At 71.2% G+C, this 25208-nt stretch carries 22 protein-coding genes and 2 tRNA genes; 19 read left to right on the forward strand and 5 right to left on the reverse strand.

Features of this window, described 5'->3' with window-relative positions:
* Nucleotides 1–2 precede the first annotated feature (2 nt).
* The 11 genes from gnd (at nucleotide 3) to OG871_RS19960 (ending at nucleotide 11964) form a co-directional block, all read left to right on the forward strand.
* Nucleotides 3–878, forward strand: a complete 876-nt coding sequence (gene gnd, locus OG871_RS19910; protein WP_371498309.1) for a phosphogluconate dehydrogenase (NAD(+)-dependent, decarboxylating) — start codon at nucleotides 3–5, stop codon at nucleotides 876–878.
* Between the two features lie 40 nt (nucleotides 879–918).
* Nucleotides 919–2052, forward strand: coding sequence for a DNA replication/repair protein RecF (gene recF / locus OG871_RS19915; protein ID WP_371498310.1), 1134 nt, complete (start codon nucleotides 919–921; stop codon nucleotides 2050–2052).
* Between the two features lie 82 nt (nucleotides 2053–2134).
* Nucleotides 2135–2647 carry a DUF721 domain-containing protein gene (locus tag OG871_RS19920; protein ID WP_371498311.1) on the forward strand — a complete coding sequence of 171 codons (513 nt, stop codon included), beginning with the start codon at nucleotides 2135–2137 and terminating at the stop codon, nucleotides 2645–2647.
* A 237-nt stretch (nucleotides 2648–2884) separates the two neighbouring features.
* The gene (gyrB, locus tag OG871_RS19925) at nucleotides 2885–4918 is read left to right on the forward strand and encodes a DNA topoisomerase (ATP-hydrolyzing) subunit B (RefSeq protein ID WP_371498312.1); all 2034 of its coding nucleotides are present in this window, start codon (nucleotides 2885–2887) and stop codon (nucleotides 4916–4918) included.
* A 116-nt stretch (nucleotides 4919–5034) separates the two neighbouring features.
* Nucleotides 5035–7575, forward strand: coding sequence for a DNA gyrase subunit A (gene gyrA, locus OG871_RS19930; RefSeq protein WP_371503362.1), 2541 nt, complete (start codon nucleotides 5035–5037; stop codon nucleotides 7573–7575).
* A gap of 142 nt (nucleotides 7576–7717) precedes the next feature.
* A complete protein-coding gene (locus OG871_RS19935; RefSeq protein ID WP_371498313.1) occupies nucleotides 7718–8413 on the forward strand; it encodes a DUF3566 domain-containing protein in 696 nt (231 codons plus the stop codon).
* A gap of 280 nt (nucleotides 8414–8693) precedes the next feature.
* Nucleotides 8694–10085 (forward strand): class I SAM-dependent methyltransferase, encoded by a 1392-nt coding sequence (locus tag OG871_RS19940; protein ID WP_371498314.1) that lies wholly within the window; start codon nucleotides 8694–8696, stop codon nucleotides 10083–10085.
* Nucleotides 10086–10101: 16 nt separating this feature from the next.
* A tRNA-Ile gene (locus OG871_RS19945) sits at nucleotides 10102–10175 on the forward strand.
* A gap of 355 nt (nucleotides 10176–10530) precedes the next feature.
* Nucleotides 10531–11292, forward strand: coding sequence for a hypothetical protein (locus OG871_RS19950; RefSeq protein WP_371498315.1), 762 nt, complete (start codon nucleotides 10531–10533; stop codon nucleotides 11290–11292).
* Nucleotides 11293–11601: 309 nt separating this feature from the next.
* The gene (locus OG871_RS19955; protein WP_014137031.1) at nucleotides 11602–11730 is read left to right on the forward strand and encodes a DLW-39 family protein; all 129 of its coding nucleotides are present in this window, start codon (nucleotides 11602–11604) and stop codon (nucleotides 11728–11730) included.
* Between the two features lie 161 nt (nucleotides 11731–11891).
* Nucleotides 11892–11964 (forward strand) — tRNA-Ala (locus tag OG871_RS19960).
* A gap of 88 nt (nucleotides 11965–12052) precedes the next feature.
* Here the strand turns inward: OG871_RS19960 and OG871_RS19965 are convergent.
* On the reverse strand, nucleotides 12053–12868 hold the full coding sequence (locus tag OG871_RS19965; RefSeq protein WP_371498316.1) for a DUF5324 family protein: 816 nt from the start codon (nucleotides 12866–12868) through the stop codon (nucleotides 12053–12055).
* Nucleotides 12869–13023: 155 nt separating this feature from the next.
* Between OG871_RS19965 and OG871_RS19970 the strand changes: the two genes are divergently transcribed.
* Nucleotides 13024–13548 (forward strand): peptidylprolyl isomerase, encoded by a 525-nt coding sequence (locus OG871_RS19970; RefSeq protein ID WP_371498317.1) that lies wholly within the window; start codon nucleotides 13024–13026, stop codon nucleotides 13546–13548.
* 210 nt (nucleotides 13549–13758) lie between these two features.
* The gene (locus OG871_RS19975; RefSeq protein ID WP_371498318.1) at nucleotides 13759–14514 is read left to right on the forward strand and encodes a rhomboid family intramembrane serine protease; all 756 of its coding nucleotides are present in this window, start codon (nucleotides 13759–13761) and stop codon (nucleotides 14512–14514) included.
* 272 nt (nucleotides 14515–14786) lie between these two features.
* Here the strand turns inward: OG871_RS19975 and crgA are convergent, their stop codons facing one another.
* On the reverse strand, nucleotides 14787–15038 hold the full coding sequence (crgA, locus tag OG871_RS19980; protein WP_371498319.1) for a cell division protein CrgA: 252 nt from the start codon (nucleotides 15036–15038) through the stop codon (nucleotides 14787–14789).
* A gap of 204 nt (nucleotides 15039–15242) precedes the next feature.
* Here crgA and OG871_RS19985 point away from each other — a divergent pair, with 204 nt between their 5' ends.
* The 4 genes from OG871_RS19985 to OG871_RS20000 all read left to right on the forward strand — a co-directional run bounded on the left by OG871_RS19985 (nucleotide 15243) and on the right by OG871_RS20000 (nucleotide 18065).
* On the forward strand, nucleotides 15243–16010 hold the full coding sequence (locus OG871_RS19985) for a DUF881 domain-containing protein (protein WP_371498320.1): 768 nt from the start codon (nucleotides 15243–15245) through the stop codon (nucleotides 16008–16010).
* 164 nt (nucleotides 16011–16174) lie between these two features.
* Nucleotides 16175–16345, forward strand: a complete 171-nt coding sequence (locus OG871_RS19990) for a hypothetical protein (RefSeq protein WP_371498321.1) — start codon at nucleotides 16175–16177, stop codon at nucleotides 16343–16345.
* A gap of 54 nt (nucleotides 16346–16399) precedes the next feature.
* Nucleotides 16400–17059 carry an aminodeoxychorismate/anthranilate synthase component II gene (locus OG871_RS19995; protein WP_371498322.1) on the forward strand — a complete coding sequence of 220 codons (660 nt, stop codon included), beginning with the start codon at nucleotides 16400–16402 and terminating at the stop codon, nucleotides 17057–17059.
* Nucleotides 17060–17063: 4 nt separating this feature from the next.
* Entirely contained in the window at nucleotides 17064–18065 is a 1002-nt protein-coding gene (locus OG871_RS20000) for a class E sortase (RefSeq protein WP_371498323.1), read from the forward strand.
* A 79-nt stretch (nucleotides 18066–18144) separates the two neighbouring features.
* Here OG871_RS20000 and OG871_RS20005 read toward each other — a convergent pair whose 3' ends face one another.
* Entirely contained in the window at nucleotides 18145–19149 is a 1005-nt protein-coding gene (locus tag OG871_RS20005) for a GlxA family transcriptional regulator (protein ID WP_371498324.1), read from the reverse strand.
* A 102-nt stretch (nucleotides 19150–19251) separates the two neighbouring features.
* On the opposite strand from OG871_RS20005, the gene OG871_RS20010 reads away from it, so the two are divergent.
* On the forward strand, nucleotides 19252–20202 hold the full coding sequence (locus OG871_RS20010) for an NADP-dependent oxidoreductase (protein WP_371498325.1): 951 nt from the start codon (nucleotides 19252–19254) through the stop codon (nucleotides 20200–20202).
* Between the two features lie 125 nt (nucleotides 20203–20327).
* Nucleotides 20328–21278, forward strand: coding sequence for a Bro-N domain-containing protein (locus tag OG871_RS20015; RefSeq protein WP_371498326.1), 951 nt, complete (start codon nucleotides 20328–20330; stop codon nucleotides 21276–21278).
* A gap of 63 nt (nucleotides 21279–21341) precedes the next feature.
* On the opposite strand, the gene pknB is transcribed toward OG871_RS20015, so the two are convergent.
* Both pknB and OG871_RS20025 read right to left on the reverse strand, forming a co-directional pair.
* Nucleotides 21342–23402 (reverse strand): Stk1 family PASTA domain-containing Ser/Thr kinase, encoded by a 2061-nt coding sequence (gene pknB / locus OG871_RS20020; RefSeq protein WP_371498327.1) that lies wholly within the window; start codon nucleotides 23400–23402, stop codon nucleotides 21342–21344.
* A 293-nt stretch (nucleotides 23403–23695) separates the two neighbouring features.
* Entirely contained in the window at nucleotides 23696–25156 is a 1461-nt protein-coding gene (locus OG871_RS20025) for a peptidoglycan D,D-transpeptidase FtsI family protein (protein ID WP_371498328.1), read from the reverse strand.
* Nucleotides 25157–25208: the final 52 nt, after the last annotated feature.

The raw sequence follows: 25208 nt of genomic DNA on the forward strand, positions 1-25208 counted from the left end.
TCATGGAGCTCGGCCTCATCGGTCTCGGCAAGATGGGCGGCAACATGCGCGAGCGCATCCGCCGCGCCGGCCACACCGTCATCGGCTACGACCGGAACCCGGAACTCGCCGACGTGGACAGCCTGGAGGAGCTCGTCAGCAAGCTCCAGGGCCCGCGGGTGGTCTGGGTGATGGTGCCGGCCGGCGGACCGACCCAGGACACCGTCGAGCAGCTGGCCGAGCTGCTGGCCCCCGGTGACGTGGTGGTCGACGGCGGCAACTCCCGCTGGACGGACGACATCAAGCACGCCGAGCAGCTGGCGGCCAAGGGCATCGGCTTCGTCGACTGCGGTGTCTCGGGCGGCGTCTGGGGCCTGGAGAACGGTTACGCGCTGATGTACGGCGGCGAGGCCGAGCACGTCGCGAAGGCCCAGCCGATCTTCGACGCGCTCAAGCCCGAGGGCGAGTTCGGCGCCGTGCACGCAGGCAAGGTGGGCGCCGGCCACTTCGCCAAGATGGTCCACAACGGCATCGAGTACGCGATGATGCAGGCCTTCGCCGAGGGCTGGGAGCTGCTGGAGGCGGCCCCCGAGGTCACCGACGTGCGCGAGGTCTTCCGCAGCTGGCAGGAGGGCACGGTCATCCGCTCCTGGCTGCTGGACCTGGCCGTCCGGGCGCTGGACGACGACGAGCACCTGGCCAAGCTCAAGGGCTGGGCCGCGGACTCCGGCGAGGGCCGCTGGACGGTCGAGGCCGCCATCGACCACGCGGTGCCGCTGCCGGCCATCACGGCCTCGCTGTTCGCCCGCTTCGCGTCCCGTCAGGACGACTCCCCGCAGATGAAGATGATCGCCGCCCTGCGCAACCAGTTCGGCGGCCACGCGGTCGAGTCCAAGTAGTCACCGGCACGTCCCGCAGAAGGCGAGCGCAGTCCCAGCCATGCATGTCGCGCACCTGTCGCTCGCCGACTTCCGCTCGTACGCCCGGGTCGAGGTTCCGCTCGATCCGGGCGTGACGGCGTTCGTGGGGCCCAACGGCCAGGGCAAGACCAACCTGGTCGAGGCGATCGGCTACGTGGCCACCCTGGGCAGCCACCGGGTCGCCACCGACGCCCCGCTGGTCCGGCTGGGGGCCGAGCGGGCCGTGGTGCGCTGCTCGATCGTGCGGGACGCCCGGCAGACCCTCGTCGAGCTGGAGCTGACCCCGGGCAAGGCCAACCGGGCCCGGATCAACCGCTCCGACAACGTCCGCCCGCGGGACGTGCTCGGGCTGCTGCGGACGGTGCTGTTCGCCCCCGAGGACCTGGCCCTGGTGAAGGGCGACCCGGGCGAGCGGCGGCGCTTCCTGGACGAGCTGCTGACCGCCCGCGCTCCCCGGCTCGCCGGGGTCCGGCAGGACTACGAGCGGGTGCTCAAGCAGCGCAACGCCCTGCTGAAGACGGCGGCGACGGCCCGCCGGGCCGGCGGCGGCCGGGGCGCGGACCTGTCCACCCTGGAGGTCTGGGACGGCCACCTGGCCCGGGCCGGAGCCGAGTTGACGGCCTTCCGGCTGCAGCTGGTGGCCGCGCTGCAGCCCCTGGTGGCGCAGGCGTACCGGCAGCTGGCACCGGAGGGCGGCGACACCCTGCTGGAGTACCGCAGCTCCTTCGAGGGCGAGCTGCCCGCCAGCCGGGAGCAGGCCGAGGAGCAGCTCCTGGCGGCGCTGCTGGCCGCCCGCGGCCAGGAGGTGGCCCGGGGACTGACCCTGGTCGGCCCGCACCGCGACGAGCTGACGCTGCGGCTCGGTCCGCTGCCCGCGAAGGGGTACGCGAGCCACGGTGAGTCCTGGTCGTTCGCGCTGGCGCTGCGGCTGGCCTCGTACGAGCTGTTGAAGGCGGACGGTGGTGAGCCGGTGCTGATCCTGGACGACGTGTTCGCCGAGCTGGACGCGCGACGGCGGGACCGGCTGGCGGAGCTGGTGGCGGGCGGCGAGCAGGTGCTGGTGACGGCGGCGGTGCCGGAGGACGTGCCGAAGGCGCTGGCGGGCGCGCGGTTCGCGGTGTCCGACGGCACGGTGTCCCGTCTGGACCCATGAGCCCCGGGAACCTCGTACGCTGGACGGTCCACCGTCCGGCTCCGGACGGGAAGTCCACAGCCTGGGGAGAGGGGCGGGGCGCATGAGCGAGACGCCTGAGCCGTCGGGTGTGGACCTGGCGCGGGTGGCGCTGCGGGCGGCGAAGGAGCAGGCCAGGAAGCGCGGCGAGCAGGTCAGGGAGAAGCGCGAGGCGAAGCGGCACGGTCTGCGCAGCGGTGCCCGGGCGGACGGGCGGGACCCGGTGCCGCTGGGTGCCGCGCTGAATCGTTTGATCACCGAGCGGGGCTGGGAGGCACCGGCGGCGGTCGGCGGGGTGATGGGCCGCTGGCCGCAGATCGTCGGCCCGGACATCGCGGCGCACTGCGTGCCCAAGAACTACGCGGAGGCCGAGGCGGTGCTGACGGTGCAGTGCGACTCCACGGCGTGGGCCACCCAGCTGCGGCTGCTGGCCCGGCAGCTGGTGGCCCGGCTCAACCACGAGCTGGGGCACGGCACGGTGAAGGTGATCAAGGTCCTGGGGCCTGACGCGCCGGTCCGGGGGTACGGGAGGCTGCGCGCACCGGGGAGCAAGGGACCGGGCGACACCTGGGGGTGACCGTCCGGAGCGGAGCCGCGCGGTCCGGAATCGCTGGCGGCCCGTGTGAGGCCCCTGAGCCCCCTGGGCGAGTATCGGGACATGTGCAGAGGGGATTCAGGGCGGCACATCTGCCCTCAGGGGCTGCCAAACGCCCCTCTCTGTCAGTCGTACCGGTAGACTGAGAGCCAAACACTGTTGCTCGCAGCAACCGAGTCGAAACGCCGTGGTCGCAGGCCGTCCGGATCACCGGGTGGCATGCGACCCGCGCTGTGCCAGAGAGGGCGCTTCGTGGCCGATTCCGGCAACCCCAGCCAGAACCCAGACCCCACCGACCAGACCGCCGAGGCTTCCTACACCGGTAGCAACATCACGGTGCTGGAGGGCCTCGAAGCCGTCCGCAAGCGCCCCGGCATGTACATCGGCTCGACCGGTGAGCGTGGCCTGCACCACCTGGTGTACGAGGTCGTGGACAACTCCGTCGACGAGGCGCTGGCGGGGTACGCCGACACCATCGACGTGACCATCCTCGCCGACGGCGCGGTGCGCGTCGTCGACAACGGCCGTGGCATCCCGGTGGACATCGTCCCCGGTCAGGGCCGTCCGGCCGTCGAGGTCGTGCTGACCGTCCTGCACGCCGGCGGCAAGTTCGGCCAGGGCGGCTACGCCGTCTCCGGCGGCCTGCACGGCGTCGGCGTCTCGGTGGTGAACGCGCTCTCCACGCGCCTGGCGATCGAGATCCACCGGGACGGCTACCGCTGGTCCCAGGACTACAAGGCCGGCGCCCCGACGGCGGCGCTGGAGCGGCACGAGGACACCGGCGGTACCGGTACCAGCGTCACCTTCTGGGCCGACCCGGACATCTTCGAGACCACGGTCTACTCGTTCGAGACGCTCTCCCGGCGCTTCCAGGAGATGGCGTTCCTCAACAAGGGCCTGACCATCTCGCTGACCGACGAGCGCGCCGAGCACGCCGACGAGGAGGGCCGCCCGCTCGCCGTCACGTACAAGTACGACGGCGGTATCGCGGACTTCGTGGCGCACCTCAACTCGCGCAAGGGCGACCCGATCCACCCGTCGGTGATCGACTTCGAGGCCGAGGACAAGGAGAGGTCGCTCTCGGTCGAGATCGCGATGCAGTGGAACTCCTCGTACACCGAGGGGGTCTACTCGTTCGCCAACACCATCCACACCCACGGTGGCGGCACCCACGAGGAGGGCTTCCGCGCGGCGCTGACCGGCCTGGTCAACCGCTACGCGCGGGACAAGAAGCTGCTCCGCGAGAAGGACGACAACCTCTCCGGCGAGGACATCCGCGAGGGTCTGACCGCGATCATCTCGGTCAAGCTCGGCGAGCCGCAGTTCGAGGGCCAGACCAAGGACAAGCTGGGCAACACCGAGGCGAAGACCTTCGTCCAGAAGGTGGTGCACGAGCAGCTGAACGACTGGCTGGACCGCCACCCCAACGAGGCCTCGGACATCATCCGCAAGTCGATCCAGGCGGCCACCGCCCGGGTCGCGGCCCGCAAGGCGCGCGACCTGACCCGGCGCAAGGGCCTGCTGGAGAGCGCCTCGCTGCCGGGCAAGCTGAGCGACTGCCAGTCCAAGGACCCGGCCGAGTGCGAGATCTTCATCGTCGAGGGTGACTCCGCCGGCGGCTCGGCCAAGCAGGGCCGGGACCCTCGCACCCAGGCGATCCTCCCGATCCGCGGCAAGATCCTGAACGTCGAGAAGGCCCGGATCGACAAGGTGCTGCAGAACACCGAGGTCCAGGCGCTGATCTCGGCCTTCGGCTGCGGCATCCAGGAGGACTACGACGAGTCCAAGCTCCGCTATCACAAGATCGTTCTGATGGCGGACGCCGACGTCGACGGACAGCACATCCGCACCCTGCTGCTCACCCTGCTGTTCCGCTTCATGCGGCCGCTGGTCGAGTCCGGCTACGTCTACCTGGCGATGCCGCCGCTGTACAAGATCAAGTGGGGCCGGGACGACTTCGAGTACGCGTACTCGGACCGTGAGCGCGACGCGCTGATCGCCGCCGGTGTCGAGGCCGGCCGCCGGCTGCCCAAGGACGACGCGATCCAGCGGTTCAAGGGTCTCGGCGAGATGAACGCCGAGGAGCTGCGCGTCACCACCATGGACGTCGCCCACCGCCTGCTGCTCCAGGTCACCCTGGAGGACGCGGCCCGCGCCGACGACCTGTTCTCCGTCCTGATGGGCGAGGACGTGGAGGCCCGCCGGTCCTTCATCCAGCGCAACGCCAAGGACGTCCGGTTCCTGGACGTGTGACCCCAGCGGTCCCCCACGTAACCAGGCCCCGCGTGAAAGGAAACTGACCACCAGTGGTCGACGACAACCGTCCGGACGGCGACGAGCAGCCGGAGAACAGCACCAGCCAGGCCACCATGCGGATCGAGCCGATCGAGCTCGAGACCGAGATGCAGCGCTCCTACCTCGACTACGCGATGAGCGTGATCGTCAGCCGTGCGCTGCCCGAGGTCCGCGACGGCCTCAAGCCGGTGCACCGCCGGGTGCTCTACGCGATGTACGACGGCGGCTACCGGCCCGAGAAGGGCTACTACAAGTGCGCCCGCGTGGTCGGCGACGTGATGGGCAACTACCACCCGCACGGCGACACCTCGATCTACGACACCCTGGTGCGCCTCGCCCAGACCTGGTCGATGCGGATGCCGCTGGTCGACGGCAACGGCAACTTCGGTTCCCCGGGCAACGACCCGGCCGCGGCCATGCGGTACACCGAGTGCAAGATGATGCCGCTGGCCATGGAGATGATGCGGGACATCGACGAGGAGACCGTCGATTTCGCCGCCAACTACGACGGCCGGCAGCAGGAGCCGACCGTCCTGCCGGCCCGCATCCCCAACCTGCTGATCAACGGTGCCACCGGCATCGCGGTCGGCATGGCCACCAACATCCCCCCGCACAACCTCCGCGAGGTGGCCTCCGGCGCGCTCTGGGCGCTGCAGAACCCCGAGGCCACCAACGAGGAGCTGCTGGAAGCCCTGATCGAGCGAATCAAGGGCCCGGACTTCCCGACCGGTGCGCTGATCGTCGGCCGCCGCGGCATCGAGGACGCCTACCGGACCGGCCGCGGCTCGATCGCGATGCGCGCGGTGGTCGAGGTCGAGGAGATCCAGGGCCGCCAGTGCCTGGTGGTCACCGAGCTGCCGTACCAGGTGAACCCGGACAACCTGGCGCTGAAGATCGCCGACCTGGTCAAGGACGGCAAGGTCGCCGGCATCGCCGACGTCCGCGACGAGTCCTCGTCCCGGACCGGCCAGCGCCTGGTGGTCGTGCTCAAGCGCGACGCCGTCGCCAAGGTCGTGCTGAACAACCTCTACAAGCACACCGACCTGCAGACCAACTTCGGCGCCAACATGCTGGCCCTGGTCGACGGCGTGCCGCGCACGCTCTCGCTCGACGCCTTCATCCGGCACTGGGTCAACCACCAGGTCGAGGTCATCGTCCGGCGCACCACCTTCCGGCTGCGCAAGGCCGAGGAGCGCGCCCACATCCTGCGTGCGCTGCTCAAGGCGCTGGACCAGATCGACGCGGTGATCGCGCTGATCCGGGCCTCGGAGAGCGCGGACGCCGCCCGCAGCGGCCTGATGAACCTGCTCCAGATCGACGAGCTGCAGGCCAACGCGATCCTGGAGATGCAGCTGCGCAGGCTGGCCGCGCTGGAGAGCGCGCGCATCCTGAGCGAGCACGACGAGCTGCAGGCGAAGATCAACGAGTACAACGCGATCCTCGCCTCGCCCTCCCGCCAGCGGGAGATCATCTCCGAGGAGCTCACTGCGATCGTCGAGAAGTACGGCGACGAGCGGCGCTCCACCCTGATCCCCTCCGACGGCGACCTCTCGATCGAGGACCTGATCGCCGAGGAGAACATCGTCGTCACCATCACCCGTGGCGGCTACGTCAAGCGGACCAGGTCCGACCTCTACCGCTCGCAGAAGCGCGGTGGCAAGGGGGTGCGCGGGGCCCAGCTGAAGCAGGACGACATCGTCGACCACTTCTTCGTGACCACCACGCACAACTGGATCCTCTTCCTCACCAACAAGGGCCGCGTCTACCGCGCCAAGGGCTACGAACTGCCCGACGCCGGCCGGGACGCCCGCGGCCAGCACGTCGCCAACCTGCTGGCCTTCCAGCCCGAGGAGCACATCGCCCAGGTGATGGCGGTGCGCACCTACGAGGACAAGCCGTACCTCGTGCTGGCGACCCGAAACGGCCTGGTGAAGAAGTCCCGCCTGAAGGACTACGACTCGCCGCGCTCCGGCGGCCTGATCGCGATCAACCTCCGGCAGGACGAGGACGGCCGGGACGACGAGCTGATCGGCGCCGAGCTGGTCTCCGCCGAGGACGACCTGCTGCTGATCTCCAAGAAGGCGCAGTCGATCCGGTTCACCGCCACCGACGACTCGCTGCGGCCGATGAGCCGGGCCACCTCGGGTGTGAAGGGCATGTCCTTCCGCGAGGACGACGAACTGCTCTCGATGAACTCGATCCGCCCGAACACCTTCGTGTTCACCGCCACGGACGGCGGCTACGCCAAGCGGACCTCGGTTGACGAGTACCGTGTCCAGGGACGCGGCGGTTTCGGTATCAAGGCGGCGAAGATCGTCGAGGGCCGGGGGTCCCTGGTCGGGGCCCTGGTCGTCGAGGAGACCGACGAGATCATGGCCATCACGCTGTCCGGCGGCGTGATCCGGACCAGGGTTTCGGAGGTTCGTGAAACCGGACGTGACACGATGGGCGTCCAACTGATCAACCTCGGAAAGCGCGACGCGGTCGTGGGCATGGCCCGCAACGCGGAGGCGGAGGACGAGGAGACCTCGGAGGACGAGGCAACCGAGGCCACGGCCGAGGTGCCCGTGACCGAGGACGGGACGACGGCGGGTGGCGAGGCCGACCAGGCCTGACCTCGCGCCGGCGGTCCGGTGTCCGCCCCTGCCGGGGCGGGCGCCGGACCGCTGACCGGTGTCGGCCACAGGGCCGGCCACCGGACCGGAAGCGATGACCAGGGCGGACCGCCGACCTGGCGGGAACTGCAGGAGGACCAGGGTGAGTGGAGCCACGGGTGCTGGAGGTGCCACGGGCGGCCTGCCGGGCGGTGCGCCGTACGGCGGGGTGCCGCCGCGTCCGACCGAGCACCCGACGGCGGCGTCCACCTCGCTGATGCCGCCGGTCGGTGCGCCAGGCCAGGGCAGCGGTGCCACCTACGGCGGACAGCCTGCCGCCGCCCAGGGCGGCGGTACGGACGGCTTCTCCACGCCGACCACCTACGCCAAGGGCCAGCCGACCCCCGCCCGCGGCACCCGGGTCCCGCCCGGCACCGCCCCGCGCCGTCCCGGCACCTCCGCGCCCGCCGCGGCGGCGGGCGGTGCCCGGACCCGCAAGGCCCGGCTGCGGATCGTCAAGGCCGACCCCTGGTCGGTCATGAAGGTCAGCTTCCTGCTCTCGCTGGCCGTCGGCGTCATCCTCATCGTCGCGACGGCCGTGCTCTGGATGACCCTCGACGGCCTCGGCGTCTTCGACTCGCTGAGCAGCACGCTCAAGGACGTCACGGGCAACGACAGCGCCGGCAGCTTCAACCTGATGGACTACATCGGCTTCGGCCGGGTCATGATGTTCACCTTCCTGATCGCCGTGGTGGACGTGGTGCTGATGACGGCCCTGGCCACCCTCTCCGCGTTCATCTACAACACCGCGGCCGGCTTCACCGGCGGCGTCGAGCTGACCCTGGCGGAAGAGGATTGACACCTCGTCACCCGCTCGGAATGGACGGGCCCCGAAGGCTGTTGACGCCTTCGGGGCCCGTCCGCGTCGGTACCGGCGTTCGGGTGACGGCACGCGCCCGGCTGGCGTGCCGGGCGACCCCGGCAGGGCGGTCCGTGGATAAGTGGACCGGGTTGGCGGACACGGGGTTAGTGGCCGCGTCGACCGGGCAACCATTCACACCGGCGCAGCGTCGCGCCGGTGCGGCGGCACGGTGGAGCAGGCAAGCGGTGGAGCTGTTACGGCTGGTCGGAGGCCCGTCATGGCTGAGGTCGCAACACAACTGATCGGTGCGGTGGAGGGGCTGCTGGGGCTGCGGATCCCGCTGCGGATCCGCGCCTGGGACGGCAGCATCGCGGGCCCGCCCGGCGCCCCCACCCTGGTGCTGCGCAACCGCCGCGCGGCCCGGCGCCTGCTCTGGCAGCCCGGTGAGCTCGGCCTGGCCCGTGCCTACGTCTCCGGAGACCTCGAACTCGCCCCCGACACCGACCTCTACGAGGTGCTGTCGGCCGTCGCCGCGTTCGCCGAACAGCCCGAGGTGCGCCAGCTGGACCTCGGCCTCGGCGACGTCCTTGGGGCGCACGGCCGCGAACTGCTCGCCACCCTGCTGCGGATCGGCGCCGTCGGTCCCCAGCCCGCCCCGCCGCCCGAGGAGGCCGGCAGGCCCAGCGGCCGGCTGCACAGCCGCAGACGCGACCGGGCGGCGATCAGCCACCACTACGACGTGGGCAACGACTTCTACCGGCTGGTCCTCGGCTCCACCCTCGTCTACTCCTGCGCCTACTGGACGCCCGACGCGAAGAGCCTGGAGGACGCCCAGGAGGCCAAGCTGGACCTGATCTGCCGCAAGCTGGGCCTGCGTCCCGGGCTGCGGCTGCTGGACGTCGGGTGCGGCTGGGGCTCGCTGGTGCTGCACGCGGCCCGCCACTACGGCGTCACGGCCGTCGGGGTGTCCATCTCGGCCGAGCAGGTCGCACTGGCCCGGCAGCGGGTCGCGGACGCCGGGCTGGGCGACCGGATCGAGATCCGGCTGCAGGACTACCGGGAGATCCCCGACGGGCCGTTCGACGCCGTCTCCAGCGTCGGCATGGCCGAGCACGTCGGCTCCGCCCAGTACCTGACCTACGCCCGGGGCCTGTACGACCTGCTGACGCCCGGCGGACGCCTGCTCAACCACCAGATCGCCCGGCGGCCCGACCTGCCCGGCGAGGCGTACCGGCCGAGCCCCTTCATCGACCGCTATGTCTTCCCGGACGGCGAGCTGGCTCCGGTGGGCAGCACGGTCGGCCTGCTGGAGGACGCGGGCTTCGAGGTCCGGGACGTCGAGGCGCTGCGCGAGCACTACGCCCTGACCCTGCGCGAGTGGGTGGCCAACCTGGAGGCCCACTGGCCGGAGGCCGTCCGACTGGTCGGCCGCGGGCGGGCCCGGGTCTGGCGGCTCTACATGGCGGCCTCCGCGGTGGCCTTCGAGCAGAACCGGATCGGGGTCAACCAGGTCCTCGCCGTCCGCACCACCACGGTCGGCCGCAGCGGCCTCCCGGCCACCCGGGAGCAGTGGCTGACCGGCCTGCGGGACCCTGAGCTGCACCGCTCGGAGTCCGGCCCCGAGGTGGCCGCGGATACGGATTTGGGAGATCGGCGCTCGGTCCGCTAATCTTTCAGTGCGGCAAGGGCCTATAGCTCAGACGGTTAGAGCGCTTCCCTGATAAGGAAGAGGCCACAGGTTCAAGTCCTGTTAGGCCCACCTGCAAGAAGGACCCCGGTCACCCAGTGACCGGGGTCCTTCGACGTTCACGGCCCGACGGCGTCGCCGGCGGCCGGATACCTGCCCGGGCCGGGATCCGTTCATCCTGCGCCGAAGCCCGCCGTGTGGCTGTCGTCACAGGTCTCCTGCGTGACCTCGCACCGGCCGGCTCGTTGGGCCGGGTGCGCAGAGGCAGTGTGGGGACGGACGACTCGAAACTCCTGTGAAGTCGGGGATGGCCGGGCGACAGAACCGGTCGGTGGATCTGTGGACGTGGCGCGACCTCTGCTCCTGCCGGCGGATGTCCGGTCCTGCCCGCCCCGGGTGATGTGGCGGTCCACGATCCACTCCGACCATGGAGGGCATCCCCGTGTCCATGGACTCCGTCATGCTCGAATCCCCGACGCTGCGCCGAGAGCTCGCCCAACGGCTGGACGGCCGCACCGAGGCGCTCGACAGGGTCAAGGCGCTCACCCTGCTCCCGGACGGCCTTCACGTCACCCTGCGGATGGCCGCGGACTACTTCGAGGTCGGGGAGGAGGCGGTCCGCAAGGTCTACCTCCGCCACCGCGAGGAGCTAAAGGCCAACGGAGCGTGCGTGCTCCGAGGCGCTGACCTGGAGACTTTTAAGAGGGACACGATGTCCCTCTATTCCAGGAGTTATCCACAGCCCCGTTCCGGGCTCGCCGTCCTCCCCCGGCGGGCCGTGCTGAACGTGGCGATGCTGCTGCGGGACAGCGAGGTCGCCCGGGCCGTGCGGCGTGAGCTCCTCGACGTCGCCGAGGGTGTCTGGCGGTCCGCGGCCGAAGGGCCGCAGGTGCCGGTGTTCCGGGCCCGGCCGTGGCCGCAGAGCCGGCTGCGGTGGGACGAGTACGAGCGGGCCGCGGCCGACCCGGCCGTCCGGGAGTGGCAGCGGAGGATCGACGGCGCGGAGCCGTTCGACCGGGTGGAGCTGCGGCTGCTCGCGATCGAACGCAGGCTGGACGCGGGGGACCGGGTGATCGCGGCGATCGGGCAGCGGCTGTGCCGTCACGGGGACGACCTGCGGGCGGTCCGCGACGACCTGCGGATCCTGCGGCAGGAGGTGGCGGCCCGGCGTGGGCGCAGGCGGCCGTAGCGGGGCGAGGGCGCGCCGCCGAGGACGAGGGTGGATCTGGTGGCCGGAACGGCGGTGGTGCGGCCGCCGAGCGGCCGGACAGGCCGTACGACAGAAGGCGCGGCGTCAATCCTGGGTGCGGATCGGTCGGTTGGACCGGGCAGTGGCACCTCTTGAACGGGTTACCGGTGTGTATCATCGGCCGCAAGGCGGTCTCCAGCACGGCCGCTGGTTCGTGCTCGTACACCCAAGGGTTCGTGGGCGGTGCCTCCCGGCCGGGACGGCGGGCCGACGATCCGCTACTGCAAGCAAGAAGGACGAGGTCCCGCGGTGAAGAAGCTCCTCCTGGTCGCCCTGGTCGCCCTCGGCGGCTTCTTTGTCTACCGTCAGGTTCAGGCCGACCGCGCCGAGCAGGACCTGTGGACCGAGGCCACCGACCCGGTTCCGGCCGGCCGCTGAGGCCTGCGAACGATCTTTCGGGGCCGGTTTTCCGGCCTCCCACGGGTCGGCCCCGGTCCATCGGCCGGGGCCGGTCCGCGCTCTCCCGGATGCCTGCCGGTCCGACTCGACGGCCCGCGCAAGATTTGTTCCGGGAGCGGGTACGCTAGTGCCCAGAACGCGGGGCTTTAGCTCAGTTGGTAGAGCGCTGTCTTTGCATGGCAGATGTCAGGAGTTCGAATCTCCTAAGCTCCACAGCCGCGGCGGCCGCTGACCTGGTACCAGGTCAGCGGCCGTTTGCCGTTTCCGCGGGTCGGCGAGGCCGGTGCCGTCGCCGGTGCCGTCAGTGCGGCTTGCGCGGGTCGTGCGGCTTGGGGCGGTCGTCGCCGGGCCGGTGGTCCGCCTCGTCGGGGTGGGACTCGGTGTTCTCCTGGCCGGAGGCGGGCCGGGTGGATCCGATCGGGGTGGAGCCGTTCACCAGCGTGGCGTCCCCGGCAGTCGGGCCGGTGGCCGGGGACGACGGCTCCGGGGGCTCGACCAGCCATTCGGGGTTGCTCTGCTTGCGGTACCAGTGCCAGACCAGCACCCCGCTGCCGATCGCCACGGTGCCGGCGACCGCCAGGCCGGTGGCCCAGCCGTGCCGGTGCTGCCTCTTGATGTTCTTGGCGGCCAGCTCGCTGATCTCGGCCGCCGTCACGTTGCCGTGCAGGGCGGTCAGCGCGGCGGCGCCGCGGAGCTGCGCCTCCTGGGCGAACGGGCCGACGGTGGCGCGGGCGCTGTCGACCGCGCCGGTGACCTTGGGGACCACCGTGGTCCTGGCCTGCTCGGTGGTCCGGGCCGCCGAGAGCCTGGCGGCCAGTGCGGCCTCCTGGGCCCGGTGGACGGCCTTCAGGGTGGTCTGCTGGGCATGCGGGGGCAGGCCGGCGAAGGCCTGCTCCAGCTGCGGTACGACGTGCCTGGCGTACTGGGTGCGGGCGGCCTGCGCGGCGCTGACGGCGCCCGTCCTGGCCCGGTCGCCGGCGGCGGCCGCCTTGGGGCCGAGCACCTGCTTGGCCTCGCCGGCGTAGTGCAGGGCGGTGTCCTTGGCGGTGACGGCGTAGGGCGCGAGGGCTTCCTTCGTCCGGTCGGCAGTCTCCCGCGCTGAGTCCAAACGGGTCACGAGCTTCTCCTCCTCGGTGGCGTCCTGTATGCACCTTTCCACCTGTTTGGAGATCATGCATGGCGTTCTGGGCCCGGGCACGCCGGGCTGAGCCGTCTGCGGGGGGCGTGGGATGATTTTCGCGTTAGTGACACCGGAGAGAAGAAGGCATTTCCGTGACCCAGGACCTGACCGCCACCCTGAAGACCAACCGCGGTGACATCGTGGTCAAGCTCTTCCCGAACCACGCCCCGAAGACGGTGGCGAACTTCGTGGAGCTGGCTGAGGGAACTCGCGAGTGGGTCGACCCCCGGACCGGCCAGAAGTCCGACGCGCCGCTGTACGACGGCACCGTGTTCCACCGGGTGATCGGCGACTTCATGATCCAGGGCGGTGACCCGCTGGGCACCGGCACGGGTGGCCCGGGCTACCGGTTCGCCGACGAGTTCCACCCCGACCTCGCCTTCACCAAGCCGTTCCTGCTCGCGATGGCCAACTCGGGCCCGGGCACCAACGGCTCGCAGTTCTTCATCACGGTCGCGCCGACCGCCTGGCTGACCCGCAAGCACACCATCTTCGGCGAGGTCGTCGACCCGGCCGGTCGGGCCGTCGTCGAGCAGATCTCGAAGTCCCCGACCCGGCCGGGCGACCGCCCGCTGGAGGACGTGGTGATCGAGTCCGTGGTCATCACCCGCGGCTGACTCCGCACGGCGTAGCCTGGACGGTCCCGGCGCCCCCTGCTCGCGGGTGGGCGGCCGGGATCCGTCATGAGGAGGTACCGGATGCTTCCCGGCTCGTCGAACGGCCCCGGGCCCGGGATCGGGGGTGGTGCACCGGTCTGCTACCGGCATCCCGACCGGGAGACCGGGGTGTCCTGCGCCCGCTGTGGCCGACCGGTCTGCCCGGACTGCATGACCGGGGCCGCGGTGGGCTTCCAGTGCCCGGAGTGCGTCCGCGGCGGGGTCCAGCAGAGCCGTCCGGCGGCCACGCGGTTCGCTGCCCACCCGATGGTGGCCGGGGCGCCGGTGACGGTCACACTGGCCGCGCTGAACCTGCTGGTGTTCCTGGTCACCCAGTATCTGGCGCCGTCCTGGCAGATGCGGCTGGGGCTTTACAGCTACGTCCCCGTGCCGGGGCTGTCGGTCGGTGTCGCGGCCGGGCCCTCGGAGTGGTACCGGCTGCTGACCTCGATGTTCGTGCACGCGGGCTTTCTGCACGTGGCGACCAACCTGGTGAGCCTGATCGTGCTCGGACCGCCACTGGAGCGGGTGCTGGGGCGGCTGCGGTTCCTGGGCCTCTATCTGCTGTCCGGGCTGGCCGGGAACGCGCTGGCCTTCCTGGTCTCCGGCGGCGCGCTCTACTCGGTGGGTGCCTCGGGCGCGATCTTCGGTCTGTTGGGGGCCACGGTGGTGCTGGTGCGCTTCAACCGGGCGCCGCTCGGGCCGGTCGTGGCCCTGCTGGTGTTCAACCTGGTGGTGACCTTCTCGGTCAGCTGGATCGACTGGCGGGCGCACATCGGCGGCCTGGTGGCCGGGGCCGCGATGGCGGCTGGGCTGGTGTACGCCCCGCGGGCACACCGCGTGCTGGTCCAGGGGCTGACGGCGGCCGCCGTCCTGGCCGTGGTGGTGGGGACGGTCGTGGTGGGGACGGCACGTCTCGGAGGGTAGTTGTCCACAGTGGGCGCGCGGTTGTGCACAGTGGGTGTGCGCGCCGGGTGCCGAATGGCATGTCTACGCGCGTCCAACTGGTCTTTGGGTCATCCGGGCAGGAGTCGGGGCGCAATTCCCCGGCCTGAGTTATCCACAGGTTCGATCGACTTTTCCCCAGTGTGGATAACTGTGTGGATAAACATATGGTCGAGACCTGTGGTGGCACGCCGAAACACCGCCCCGGGGTCACGCCGAGGCGGTGCAGGGTGGGACGGGGGAGCGGCCGAGGCCTACTTCCACTGGGTGGAGACGCCGAAGCCCGCCGCGATGAAACCGAAACCGGCCAGAATGTTCCAGTTGCCCCAGCTTGCCACCGGCCAGCTGCCGCTGGTCACGTAGTAGGTGACGATCCAGACCAGGCCGATGAGAAAGAACGCCAGCATGAGCGGGGCGACCCAGCTCCGGCCGGAGCTGATCTTCACCGCGGTCGCGGCGGACGGCGGCGTGTAGTCGTCCTTCTTGCGGACTCGAGACTTCGGCACGAGGGACTCTCCTGTCGATGCGCTGTGACCGCGCGGGGTGCAGCGGGAAAGCGGGCGGCTGTGGGGACCGGATCCGTACGGCGGGCCGTCAGCCGGCACGTACCTCGGGGCGCGCCCGCTGTCGTGCCGGGAGCAGCACTCCGCACATGCCACCGGCGTCCGTTAGCGTAGTGGCTCGCCGGGTGTTAAGGAGATAAGGGTACGGTGCCGAATTCCACGATTCCCCCTGAGTCCGGCCCTGCGCGCACCGGCGGGACCCGAATTGTCGGACGTGCCCTGACCTGCGCCGTCTTCGCGCTCGCCGGACTGCTCTTCTACATCAGCGCGCAGACCGCCCAGGGCACCGATCTGCGCACCGACAACTCGCTGCTCAAGCTCAGCGACGTGATACGCGAGCGCAGCGCGCAGAACCAGCAGCTCCAGGCCCAGGTCGGCGAGCTCCAGGACCGTACCGACGCACTGGCCCAGCAGCAGGGCAGCCCCGCCGACACCGACCGGTTGGACGCCCTCCAGCAGGCCGCCGGGCTGGAGGCACTGCGCGGCCCGGGGTTGACGGTCACCCTCAACGACGCGCCGCCGAACGCGACCGCGCGGATCCCGAACGTGCCGGAGCCGGACGTCAACGACCTGGTCATCCACCAGCAGGACATCCAGGCGGTGGTCAACGCCCTGTGGCGGGGCGGCGCCGAGGGCATCCAGGTGATGGACCAGCGGCTGATCTCCACCAGTGCCGTCCGCTGCGTCGGAAACACCCTGCTGCTCCAGGGACGGGTCTACTCCCCGCCGTACGTGATCAGGGCGGTCGGGAAGACGGAAGCGCTGCGCTCGGCCCTGGACAGCGATCCGGCGATCAAGCGCTACCTGCAGTACGTGGTGGCGTACGGGCTGGGCTGGAAGGTCCAGGAGAACACCGAGCTGACCCTGCCCGGCTACGCGGGCTCGGCCGACCTGCGCTCGGCCGAGGGCCAGTAGCAGGCCCGGCCCGTGACGGCCCGGCCGGCGGCGGACCGGGGGGCGGACGGGCCGCCGGCGGGAACCGGACGGAGTCCGCCCGTTGTCCACCAGGGTGATATGCGCGGTACGGACCCGGACGGCGGTCTACTCTGGATCCCGACCTGAACCTCGCGAGGAGCACCATGTACGGCTGGATCTGGCGGCATCTGCCGGGCAACACCCCGATCCGGGCGGTCATCGCGCTGCTGCTCGTCCTCGGGATCGTCTATGTCCTGTTCCAGTACGTCTTCCCGTGGGCCGAGCCGCTGCTGCCCTTCGGTAACGTCACCGTGGACGAGGGCGGTACCGGCTGACGCCGGGCCAGACCGTCTCCCCCGCCTGCCCGACTCTGCATCAGGAGTAGCGCGATGACCTCCGGCCGCCCGCCCCGGATCCTCGTGGTCGACAACTACGACAGCTTCGTCTTCAACCTCGTCCAGTACCTCTACCAGCTCGGTGCCACCTGCGAGGTGGTCCGCAACGACGAGGTGACGGTCGATCACGCGGTGCTCCGCGACGGTGACCAGGGCTTCGACGGGGTGCTGCTGTCCCCCGGCCCGGGGACGCCGGAGGAGGCCGGGGTCTGCGTGGAGATGGTGCACCGCTGCGCGTCGATCGGGCTGCCGGTCTTCGGGGTGTGCCTGGGCCTGCAGTCGATCGCGGTGGCGTACGGCGCGGTCGTCGGCCGGGCACCGGAGTTGCTGCACGGCAAGACCTCACCGGTCACCCACGAGGACGGCGGGGTGTTCGAGGGGCTGCCCTCGCCGCTGACCGCCACCCGGTACCACTCGCTGGCGGTCGACCCGGCGACGGTGCCGGACACCCTGGTGGTCACCGCGCAGACCGAGAGCGGCGTGATCATGGGCCTGCGCCACCGCGACCTGCTGGTCGAGGGCGTGCAGTTCCACCCGGAGTCGGTGCTGACCGAGGGCGGCCACCGGATGCTGGCGAACTGGCTGGCGGAGTGCGGGTTCGCCGAAGCCGTGGGCCGTTCGGCCGGGCTCGCCCCGGTGATCGGGCGAGGCTGAGCGGGTGACGGCGGTACGCCCGGAGGGCAACACCCAGCGGCCCGGCGACGGCGGCGACGAGGCGCCCGGCACGGGGGACTGGGGTGTGTACGAGCAGGCCGGCGGCCCCGGCGCGGCCTCGCCGTTCGACCGGCTGCCGGCGAGCGAGCAGACCATGAAGCTGCGGGTGGTGCCGGCGGCCGACGCGGCCGCGGACCCGGACGCCGCGGGCGGGCGCCCTGCACGACGGGCGGAGGGCCGGACGGCGCTGCGCTCGGGCACCGGGCGGCGCCGGGCGTCCGGCCCGCGGCGGGGGCCGCGGCAGCGGCCCAAGGAGTCCAAGCTGGTGGTCGCCGCCCGGATGGTCGGCGAGCTGTTCATCACGCTCGGCCTGGTGATGCTGCTCTTCGTGTCGTACCAGCTGTGGTGGACCAACGTGCAGGCCGACGCGGCCGCCGACGGCACCCGCAACCAGCTCGAACAGCAGTGGGCCCAGCCGCAGCAGTCGCCCGCGCCGGGCGTGGAGGTGCCGAAGGAGCCGGGCAAGTTCGAGCCGGGCCAGGGTTTCGCGATCGTCTACATCCCCAAGCTCGGCCTCAAATACCCGATCGCCGAGGGCACCAACAAGCAGCAGGTGCTCGACAAGGGCCTGGTCGGCCACTACACCGGCACCGCGATGCCGGCGGACAAGGCCGGGAACTTCGCGATCGCCGCGCACCGTACCACCCACGGCCAGCCGTTCCGCAAGATCGGCGAGCTGAAGCCCGGGGACAAGATCGTGGTGGAGACCTCGACCACCTTCTACACCTACGAGGTCGCCGGCGGGATCCCGGAGACCCCGCCGAACAACGTGTCGGTGATCCAGCCGGTCCCGAAGGGCTCCCCGTTCACCCAGGCGGGCCGGTACATCACGTTGACGACCTGCACCCCCGAGTTCAGCGCCCGAGGCCGGCTGATCGTCTTCGGCAAGCTGGCCGGGGAGCAGCCGAGGGCCCAGGGGCAGCCGGCCGCCCTGGCCGGGAACTAGGTCCGGACGGCAGCCGGGAGCCGGGCGGGAGCCAGCCGGGAGCCGGGCGGGAGCACGGCGGCAGGCGGGCGGGGCGGGGTCAGGCCGCGGCGTTCTCCCGGCGCACGGCGGCCGAGCCGTGCCGGGGCCGGGTGGAGCCGCGGAAGGTCCGCCGGTAGGCGGCGGGGGAGACGCCGAGCGAGGCGGCCAGGTGCTGGCGCAGTGAGGCCGCGCTGCCGAAGCCGGAGCGTTCGGCGACCTGGTCGACGGGCAGGTCGCTGCCCTCCAGCAGGCCGCGGGCCAGACCGAGGCGCTGGGCGGTGAGCCACTGGCCGGGGGTCTGCCCGGTCTCGGCCAGGAAGCGCCGGCTGAACGTCCGTACGCTCATGCCCGCGCGGGTCGCCAGCTCGGCGAGCTGGAGCGGTCGGTGCAGCTCGCGCAGGGCCCAGTCGCGGACGGCGGCGGTGTCGGAGCCGGTCGGCAGCGGCACCGGGCGCTCGACGAACTGGGCCTGCCCGCCCTCGCGCCAGGCGGGCACCACACACCGGCGGGCGGCGCCGTTGGCGATCTCGCTGCCGTGGTCGCGGCGGATCAGGTGCAGGCAGAGGTCCAGCCCGGCGGCGGCGCCCGCGGAGGTCAGCACGTCGCCGTCGTCGGTGAACAGCACGTCGGGGTCGAGCAGGGTGTCCGGGAAGAGCCGGCGGTACCGGGCGGTGTGGTGCCAGTGCGTGGTCGACGGGCGGCCGTCCAGCAGCCCGGCCGCGGCCAGCACGAACGAGCCGGTGCAGATCGACACCAGCCGGGTGCCGGCCCGGATCCGGGCCAGCGCCTCGGCGAGCCCGGGCGGCAGTTCGCCGTTCAGCAGGCCCGGGTCGTGGCTGGGGGCGATCACCACGGTGTCGGCGGTCTCCAGAGCGCTCGCGTCGTGCTCGACGGCGATCGCGAAGTCCGCGCTGGAGGGCACCGGGCGCCCGTCCAGACCGCAGGTGATGACCCGGTAGAGCGGGCGCCCGTCGGCGTCGTAGGCCAGGCCGAAGACCTTGGCGGGGATGCCGAGCTCGAAGGGGATGACGCCGGGGAGGGCGAGGACGACGACCTGGTGCATGGCCAGATCCTCTCACTTGATGGCCGCCCGGCCACTCGTTCCGGCCGAACCGGGGCCGCAGGATGGCAACGACAGCGAAGAACGATCGCGGGGAGCGCAACGATGGCGGCGAAGATGACGGTGGTCACCCAGGACGCGCTGGGCGGCCCGGAGGTGCTGCGGACCGAGGAGCGGGAGCGTCCGGTACCCGGGCCGACCGAGGTGCTGGTCCGGGTGCACGCGGCGGGCATCAACCCGACCGACTTCAAGACCCGGGCCTTCGGCGGTCTGCTGCGCGCCGAGCCGCCGTTCGTGCTCGGCCACGACGTCTCGGGCGTGGTGGAGGCCGTCGGCGTCGGGGTGACGCTGTTCGAGCCGGGGGACGAGGTCTACGGGATGCTCGACTACCCGAACCTGCTCGGCGGGTACGGCGAGTACGTGACCGCCCCCGCCCGCCGTTTCGTGCCGAAGCCGGCCGCTCTCTCGCACGCCGAGGCCGCGGCCCTGCCGCTGGTCGCGCTGACCGCCTGGCAGGCGCTCACCGACCGGGCGGGGCTGCAGCCGGGCCAGCGGGTCCTGGTGCACGCGGCGGCCGGCGGAGTCGGGCATGTGGCGGTCCAACTCGCCAAGGCGCTCGGCGGGTACGTGATCGGTACGGCGAGCGCGGGCAAGCACGGGTTCGTCAAGGGCCTGGGCGCGGACGAGGTGATCGACTACACCGCCGTGGACTTCGCCTCGGCGGTCTCCGAGGTCGACGTGGTGCTCGACACGGTCGGCGACGACTACAGCGCCCGGTCGCTGCCGCTGGTGCGGGACGGCGGCACGCTGGTCTCGCTGGCAGGCTGGGCCGTGAACGAGGTGAAGCCGCAGGCCGCCGAGCGCGGCGTCTGGGCGGGCTTCCTGCTGGTCGAGCCGGACCGGGCGGCGTTGCTGGCCGTCAACGAGCTGGTGGCGGCCGGGAAGCTGCGGGTGGAGGTCAGCACCGTGCTGCCGCTGGCGGAGGCCGCGAAGGCGCACGAGCTGCTGGAGTCCGGCCGCACCGTGGGCAAGATCGTCCTTTCGGTCGCGGACTGACCTCGCCGGATCCGGCCGGCCCGGGGGCGTGCGCGCCGGGGAAGTGCTGCGCGCGCCCCCGAGTCCGACTGGCCTACTGTCAGGTAACCGGTTCTCCGTCGTTCGGATGAGTCGTTGTATCGGGTATGACGAACACGAACGGAACGCTTGCCCAGTTCGACTTCCAGGGCCAGGCGGTGAGGGTGGTCACGGTCGACGGCACGCAGTGGTGGATCGCGCGGGACGTCTGCGCTGTCCTTGAGATCGTCAACCCGACGCGGGCACTCGACGCGCTCGACGACGACGAAAAGGGTCTTCACAGTATGAAGACCCCTGGCGGTGACCAGCAGGTTTCCGTCATCAACGAGCCGGGGCTGTACTCACTGGTGCTCCGCTCGCGCAAGCCGCAGGCGAGGGCGTTCAAGCGCTGGATCACGCACGAGGTGATCCCTGCCATCCGCCGTACCGGCCGTTACGCCGTGGACGAGGACCCGATGCCGTCCGTGTCGCCGGAGACGATGCAGTTCTTCCGTCTGGTCGCGCATGCCGCCGCGGAGGCGTTCACCGCGGAGGCGCGGGCGGCGGCCCGGCGGGCGGAGAGCACGGTGACCGCGGCGGTCGAGGCGAACGGGCGGGCGATCGAGGGCCTGGACGAACGGATCGCGCGGCTGGTCGAGGCGGTCGGGGTCCAGGGGCGTGCCCTCGGGGTGCCGCCGCAGCGCGGCGGGGCCGGGGCGGCCGCGGACAGCTCGACGCCGGACGGGGAGCCGATCAGCCACCGCGTGATCCCCGAGGACGCGCTGAGCTTCGACGCGCTGGCCGAGCTGCTCGCCCTGGAGACGGGGTGGTCCGAGCTGAGCCGCGGCCGGCTCTTCGAGACCGCGCGGGATGCCGGCCTGCTGCGTCTGCTGACCCCGCCGTACAGCGGGTACACGCTCACCGATCCGCGGCTGGCGGTGCTGTTCCGGGTGCGCAGGATCAGCGGCGCCGCCACCGGCTGGCCGTGTGTGCACCACTACCAGCCGCTGGTGCTGCCGCAGGGCATGGCCATCATGCGTCAGCTGGTGCTGCAGGAGATCGACCGGGGTGTGCGGTAGAGCGTCGCCGGGAACGCCGGAGGGGGCCGTGCGGGTCGCACGGCCCCCTCGATGGCGCGGGTGTCAGTTGCCGCCCGGCTGTCCGTCGCCCGGCTTACCGGGCATGGTGAACAGCTGGATGCTGGTGTTGGCGTCGACCAGGTTGTTCGGTCCGGGGTTGGTGTTCATGACGATGTTGGTGTTGTCGCCGCCGGCGCCCGTGAACGTCCACTGCAGCCCGAGGCTCCGGAGAGCCGCGGTCGCGTCCTTGACGTTCTTGCCCTTGAGGTCCGGGATCTGGACCTTGTCGGCCTGCTTGAACACCGTGAGCGTGATCTTCGATCCCTTGGCGGCCTTGGAGTTGGCCGGAGGGTTCTGGCTGGCGACCGTGCCGACCTTCGTCGGGTCGGTGGCCGGCGTGGTCTTGATCTCGACGGTGAAGTTCTGTCCCTCGAGGGCGCTGGTGGCCGCGTCCTGCTGCTGGCCTACCACGTTCGGCACCGGGATCTTGCCCTGGCCCTGGGAGACCGTCAGGGTGATGGTGGCCCCGGCGGCGGCCTTGCCGGCGGTCGGGTTCTGCGAGATGACGCTGTCCTGCTGGACGCTGTCGTCGGTCTTGTAGACCGGGTTGGCGACGACGAAGCCGGCTTTCTGCAGGGTGCTGGTGGCCTCGGCGAGGGGCTTGCCGCTGACGTCGGGCAGGTCGACCGCGGCCGGGCCGGAGGAGAGCTGGACCTTGATCACCGTGCTGGTGTCGATCTGGGTGCCGGCCGCCGGGTCCTGGGTGCAGACCTGGTCCTTCTGGATCTTGGTGTCCGGGCAGGCGATCGGGTCCCCGGCCTGCACGGTCAGCGTCGAGCTCTGTGCCTTGGCCGCGTTCTGGGCCTCGGCCAGGGTCTTGCCGACCAGGGTCGGCGAGGTCGTCTTGCCACCCGCGTGGTCGCCCGTCTTGACCATGGCCTGGACCACGAAGAAGGCACCGACCAGCACCAGGACCGCCGCGACGGCCAGGATGATCCAGGAGGTGTTGTTCTTCTTCGGCGGCTCCTCGCGACGGCGACCGCCGCCCCCGTAGCCGTCGTCGTAGCCGCCTGCGCCGGTCCCGCCGTAGTTGTCCTCCTGCGGCGGGTAGCCGTAGCCGCCCTGCGCGTTGCCGACCTGCGGAAGCATGGTGGTGGGGCCGGCCGCGCCCTGCTGCGGGAGCAGGTTGGTCTGGCCGTACGGGTCGTACTGGCCGCCGTTCTGGTCGTAGCCGTAGCCCTGGGCGCCCATGCCGTAGGCGGCCTGCTGGGCGGCGGCGACCGGGAGGCCGTCGAGGAAGCGCTCGATGTCGTCGCGCATCTCGTCGGCGCTCTGGTAGCGGTAGTCCCGCTCCTTGGCGAGCGCCTTGAGCACGATGGCGTCGATCTCGGGGCGGACCTCGGGGTCGTACGCGGACGGCGGCTGGGCCTCCTCGCGGACGTGCTGGTACGCGACCGCGACCGGGGAGTCGCCGACGAACGGCGGCCGCACGGTGAGCAGCTCGTACAGCAGGCAGCCGGTCGAGTAGAGGTCGGAGCGGGCGTCGACGGTCTCGCCCTTGGCCTGCTCGGGGGAGAGGTACTGGGCGGTGCCGATGACGGCGGAGGTCTGCGTCATCGTCATGCCGGCGTCGCCCATCGCCCGGGCGATGCCGAAGTCCATGACCTTGACGTTGCCCTGCCGGGTGAGCATCACGTTGGCGGGCTTGATGTCGCGGTGGACGATGCCGGCCCGGTGCGAGTACTCCAGCGCCTGGAGGATGCCGATGGTCATCTCGAGCGCGCGCTCGGGCAGCAGCCGGCGCCCGGAGTGCAGCAGTTCGCGCAGGGTGGACCCCTCGACGTACTCCATCACGATGTACGGGATGGAGATGCCGTCGATGTAGTCCTCGCCGGTGTCGTACACGGCGACGATGGCGGGGTGGTTGAGCGAGGCCGCGGACTGTGCCTCGCGGCGGAAGCGGGCCTGGAAGGACGGGTCTCGGGCCATGTCGGCACGGAGGGTCTTCACGGCGACCGTACGGCCGAGCCGGGTGTCATGGGCGAGGTAGACCTCGGCCATGCCGCCGCGTCCGAGGACGCCGCCGAGCTCGTACCTGCCGCCGAGGCGACGAGGCTCTTCCATAGTTCCGACCCTCTCCCCCACCGGTTGGTGAGGATGTGACGTAGGTGTCCCCGCACGCTCTGTTGGACGCTGCCAGGTCCGCGCTGGTTTCGCGGTCCTGGCCCCCAGGCCTGGGCCGTGGGTGTGCGGCGGGCAGACCCGCTGCTTGCGGATACGCTACCGGGCCAACCTCGGGGAGCCGGAGGAGCCCGCCACCTGAGACCAGACCGGTATCGTCCGGGACCGTCCCATTGTGACAATCTCCGAGTAAAAGCGGGCGGAGTCGGGCCGACCCGATCAGGCCGGCCGCGGTCCTACTTGCCGAGGGCGGCCTCCATCACGGCCTTGGCGATGGGCGCGGCGATGGCGCCGCCGCTGATCTCGTTGCGCTCGGTGGAGCCGTCCTCGACGACCACGGCGACCGCGACCTGCTTGCCGTCCGCGCCCTTGGCGTAGGACATGAACCAGGCGAACGGCAGGCCGCTGTTGTCCTGGCCATGCTGGGCGGTGCCGGTCTTGCCGCCCACCGTGGCGCCGTTGATCTTCGCCTTGGTGCCGGTGCCGTTCTGCACCACGCTCTCCATCAGCTGCTGGAGCTTCTGGGCGGTCTCGGGCTTGACCGCCTGGCTCAGCTGGTGCTCGGTGTGGTTGGAGATCACGTCGAGGTTGGCGGAGCGCTCCTGGGCGACCAGGTAGGGCTGCATCAGGCTGCCGTTGTTGCAGATGGCGGCGGCGACCATGGCCATCTGGAGCGGGGTGGCCCTGGTGTCGTGCTGGCCGATGGCGTCCATCGCGGTGCCGTCGGGCGCGGAGTTCGCGGGGAAGACGCTGGTGACGGCGCGGATCGGGGTGTCGAGCTTGCCGTTGTTGAAGCCGAACTTCTCCGCCTGCGCCCGCAGCTTGTCCTTGCCGAGGTCGGCGCCCATCTTGCCGAAGACGGTGTTGCAGGAGAGGTCCATGCCGTGCTTGACGGTGGCGTTCTCGCAGTCCTCCTTGTCGCTGGCGTTCTTCAGCGGGGTGGAGGTACCGGGCAGGATGAACGGGTTCGGGGTCTGGGTCGCGTCGTCGACGTTCTGGTACAGCCCGTTCTCGAACGCGGCCGCGGCGGTGACCAGCTTGAAGGTGGAGCCGGGCGGATAGGTCTCGCGCAGGGCCCGGTTCAGCATCGGCTTGTTCGGGTCGGCGTTGAGGTCCGTCCAGGCCTTGGAGTCCTCCTTGCCGCCGCCCGAGAAGGTGCTCGGGTCGTACGAGGGGGTGGAGACCAGGGCCAGGATCGCGCCGGTGCGCGGGTCGAGCGCGACCGCGGCGCCCTTGCGGTTGCCCAGGCCCTCGAAGGCGGCCTTCTGTGCCCTGGGGTCGATCGTGGTGACGACGTCGCCACCCTTCTTCTGCTCACCGGTGAGCATGTCGAGGGTGTTGCGGAAGAACAGCCGGGAGTCGGTGCCCGCCAGGACGCCGTCCTCCAGCTGCTCCAGCTGGCTGGTGCCGAAGGACTGCGAGGAGTAGCCGGTGACCGGGGCGTACATCGCGCCGTCGATCCAGCTGCGCTTGTACTTGTAGCGCAGGCCGTTGACGAAGTCGGAGTTGGTGACCGGCTTGTCCCCGGCGATGATGTTGCCGCGCGGGTAGGCGTACCGGTCGTACTTGTTCCGGTCGTTGTGCACGTTGCTCGCCCAGGCCTCGGCCTGGACGCCCTGCACCCAGTTGACCCGGACCATCAGGGCCAGGATCAGCACCAGGCAGAAGATCGAGACCCGGCGGATCGGCTTGTTCACGGGACGGGTCCCCTCCGGACTTCTGCGATCAGTGGGCGTGGCTCGGCCGATG

Origin of the sequence: Kitasatospora sp. NBC_00374 (assembly GCF_041434935.1) — a bacterium.
In the GTDB taxonomy this organism is placed as follows: Bacteria; Actinomycetota; Actinomycetes; order Streptomycetales; family Streptomycetaceae; genus Kitasatospora.

Excerpts from the sequence above, each read along its gene's own strand:
- OG871_RS19920 (WP_371498311.1), top strand. The coding sequence starts at position 2,135 with ATGAGCGAGACGCCTGAGCCGTCGGGTGTGGACCTGGCGCGGGTGGCG.
- gnd (WP_371498309.1), top strand. The coding sequence starts at position 3 with ATGGAGCTCGGCCTCATCGGTCTCGGCAAGATGGGCGGCAACATGCGC.
- gyrB (WP_371498312.1), top strand. The coding sequence starts at position 2,885 with ATGCGACCCGCGCTGTGCCAGAGAGGGCGCTTCGTGGCCGATTCCGGC.
- recF (WP_371498310.1), top strand. The coding sequence starts at position 919 with ATGCATGTCGCGCACCTGTCGCTCGCCGACTTCCGCTCGTACGCCCGG.
- OG871_RS19995 (WP_371498322.1), top strand. The coding sequence starts at position 16,400 with ATGACCTCCGGCCGCCCGCCCCGGATCCTCGTGGTCGACAACTACGAC.
- OG871_RS19990 (WP_371498321.1), top strand. The coding sequence starts at position 16,175 with ATGTACGGCTGGATCTGGCGGCATCTGCCGGGCAACACCCCGATCCGG.
- OG871_RS19975 (WP_371498318.1), top strand. The coding sequence starts at position 13,759 with ATGACCGGGGCCGCGGTGGGCTTCCAGTGCCCGGAGTGCGTCCGCGGC.
- OG871_RS20005 (WP_371498324.1), bottom strand. The coding sequence starts at position 19,149 with ATGCACCAGGTCGTCGTCCTCGCCCTCCCCGGCGTCATCCCCTTCGAG.
- pknB (WP_371498327.1), bottom strand. The coding sequence starts at position 23,402 with ATGGAAGAGCCTCGTCGCCTCGGCGGCAGGTACGAGCTCGGCGGCGTC.
- OG871_RS19950 (WP_371498315.1), top strand. The coding sequence starts at position 10,531 with ATGGAGGGCATCCCCGTGTCCATGGACTCCGTCATGCTCGAATCCCCG.
- OG871_RS20010 (WP_371498325.1), top strand. The coding sequence starts at position 19,252 with ATGGCGGCGAAGATGACGGTGGTCACCCAGGACGCGCTGGGCGGCCCG.
- OG871_RS19940 (WP_371498314.1), top strand. The coding sequence starts at position 8,694 with ATGGCTGAGGTCGCAACACAACTGATCGGTGCGGTGGAGGGGCTGCTG.
- gyrA (WP_371503362.1), top strand. The coding sequence starts at position 5,035 with ATGCGGATCGAGCCGATCGAGCTCGAGACCGAGATGCAGCGCTCCTAC.
- OG871_RS20015 (WP_371498326.1), top strand. The coding sequence starts at position 20,328 with ATGACGAACACGAACGGAACGCTTGCCCAGTTCGACTTCCAGGGCCAG.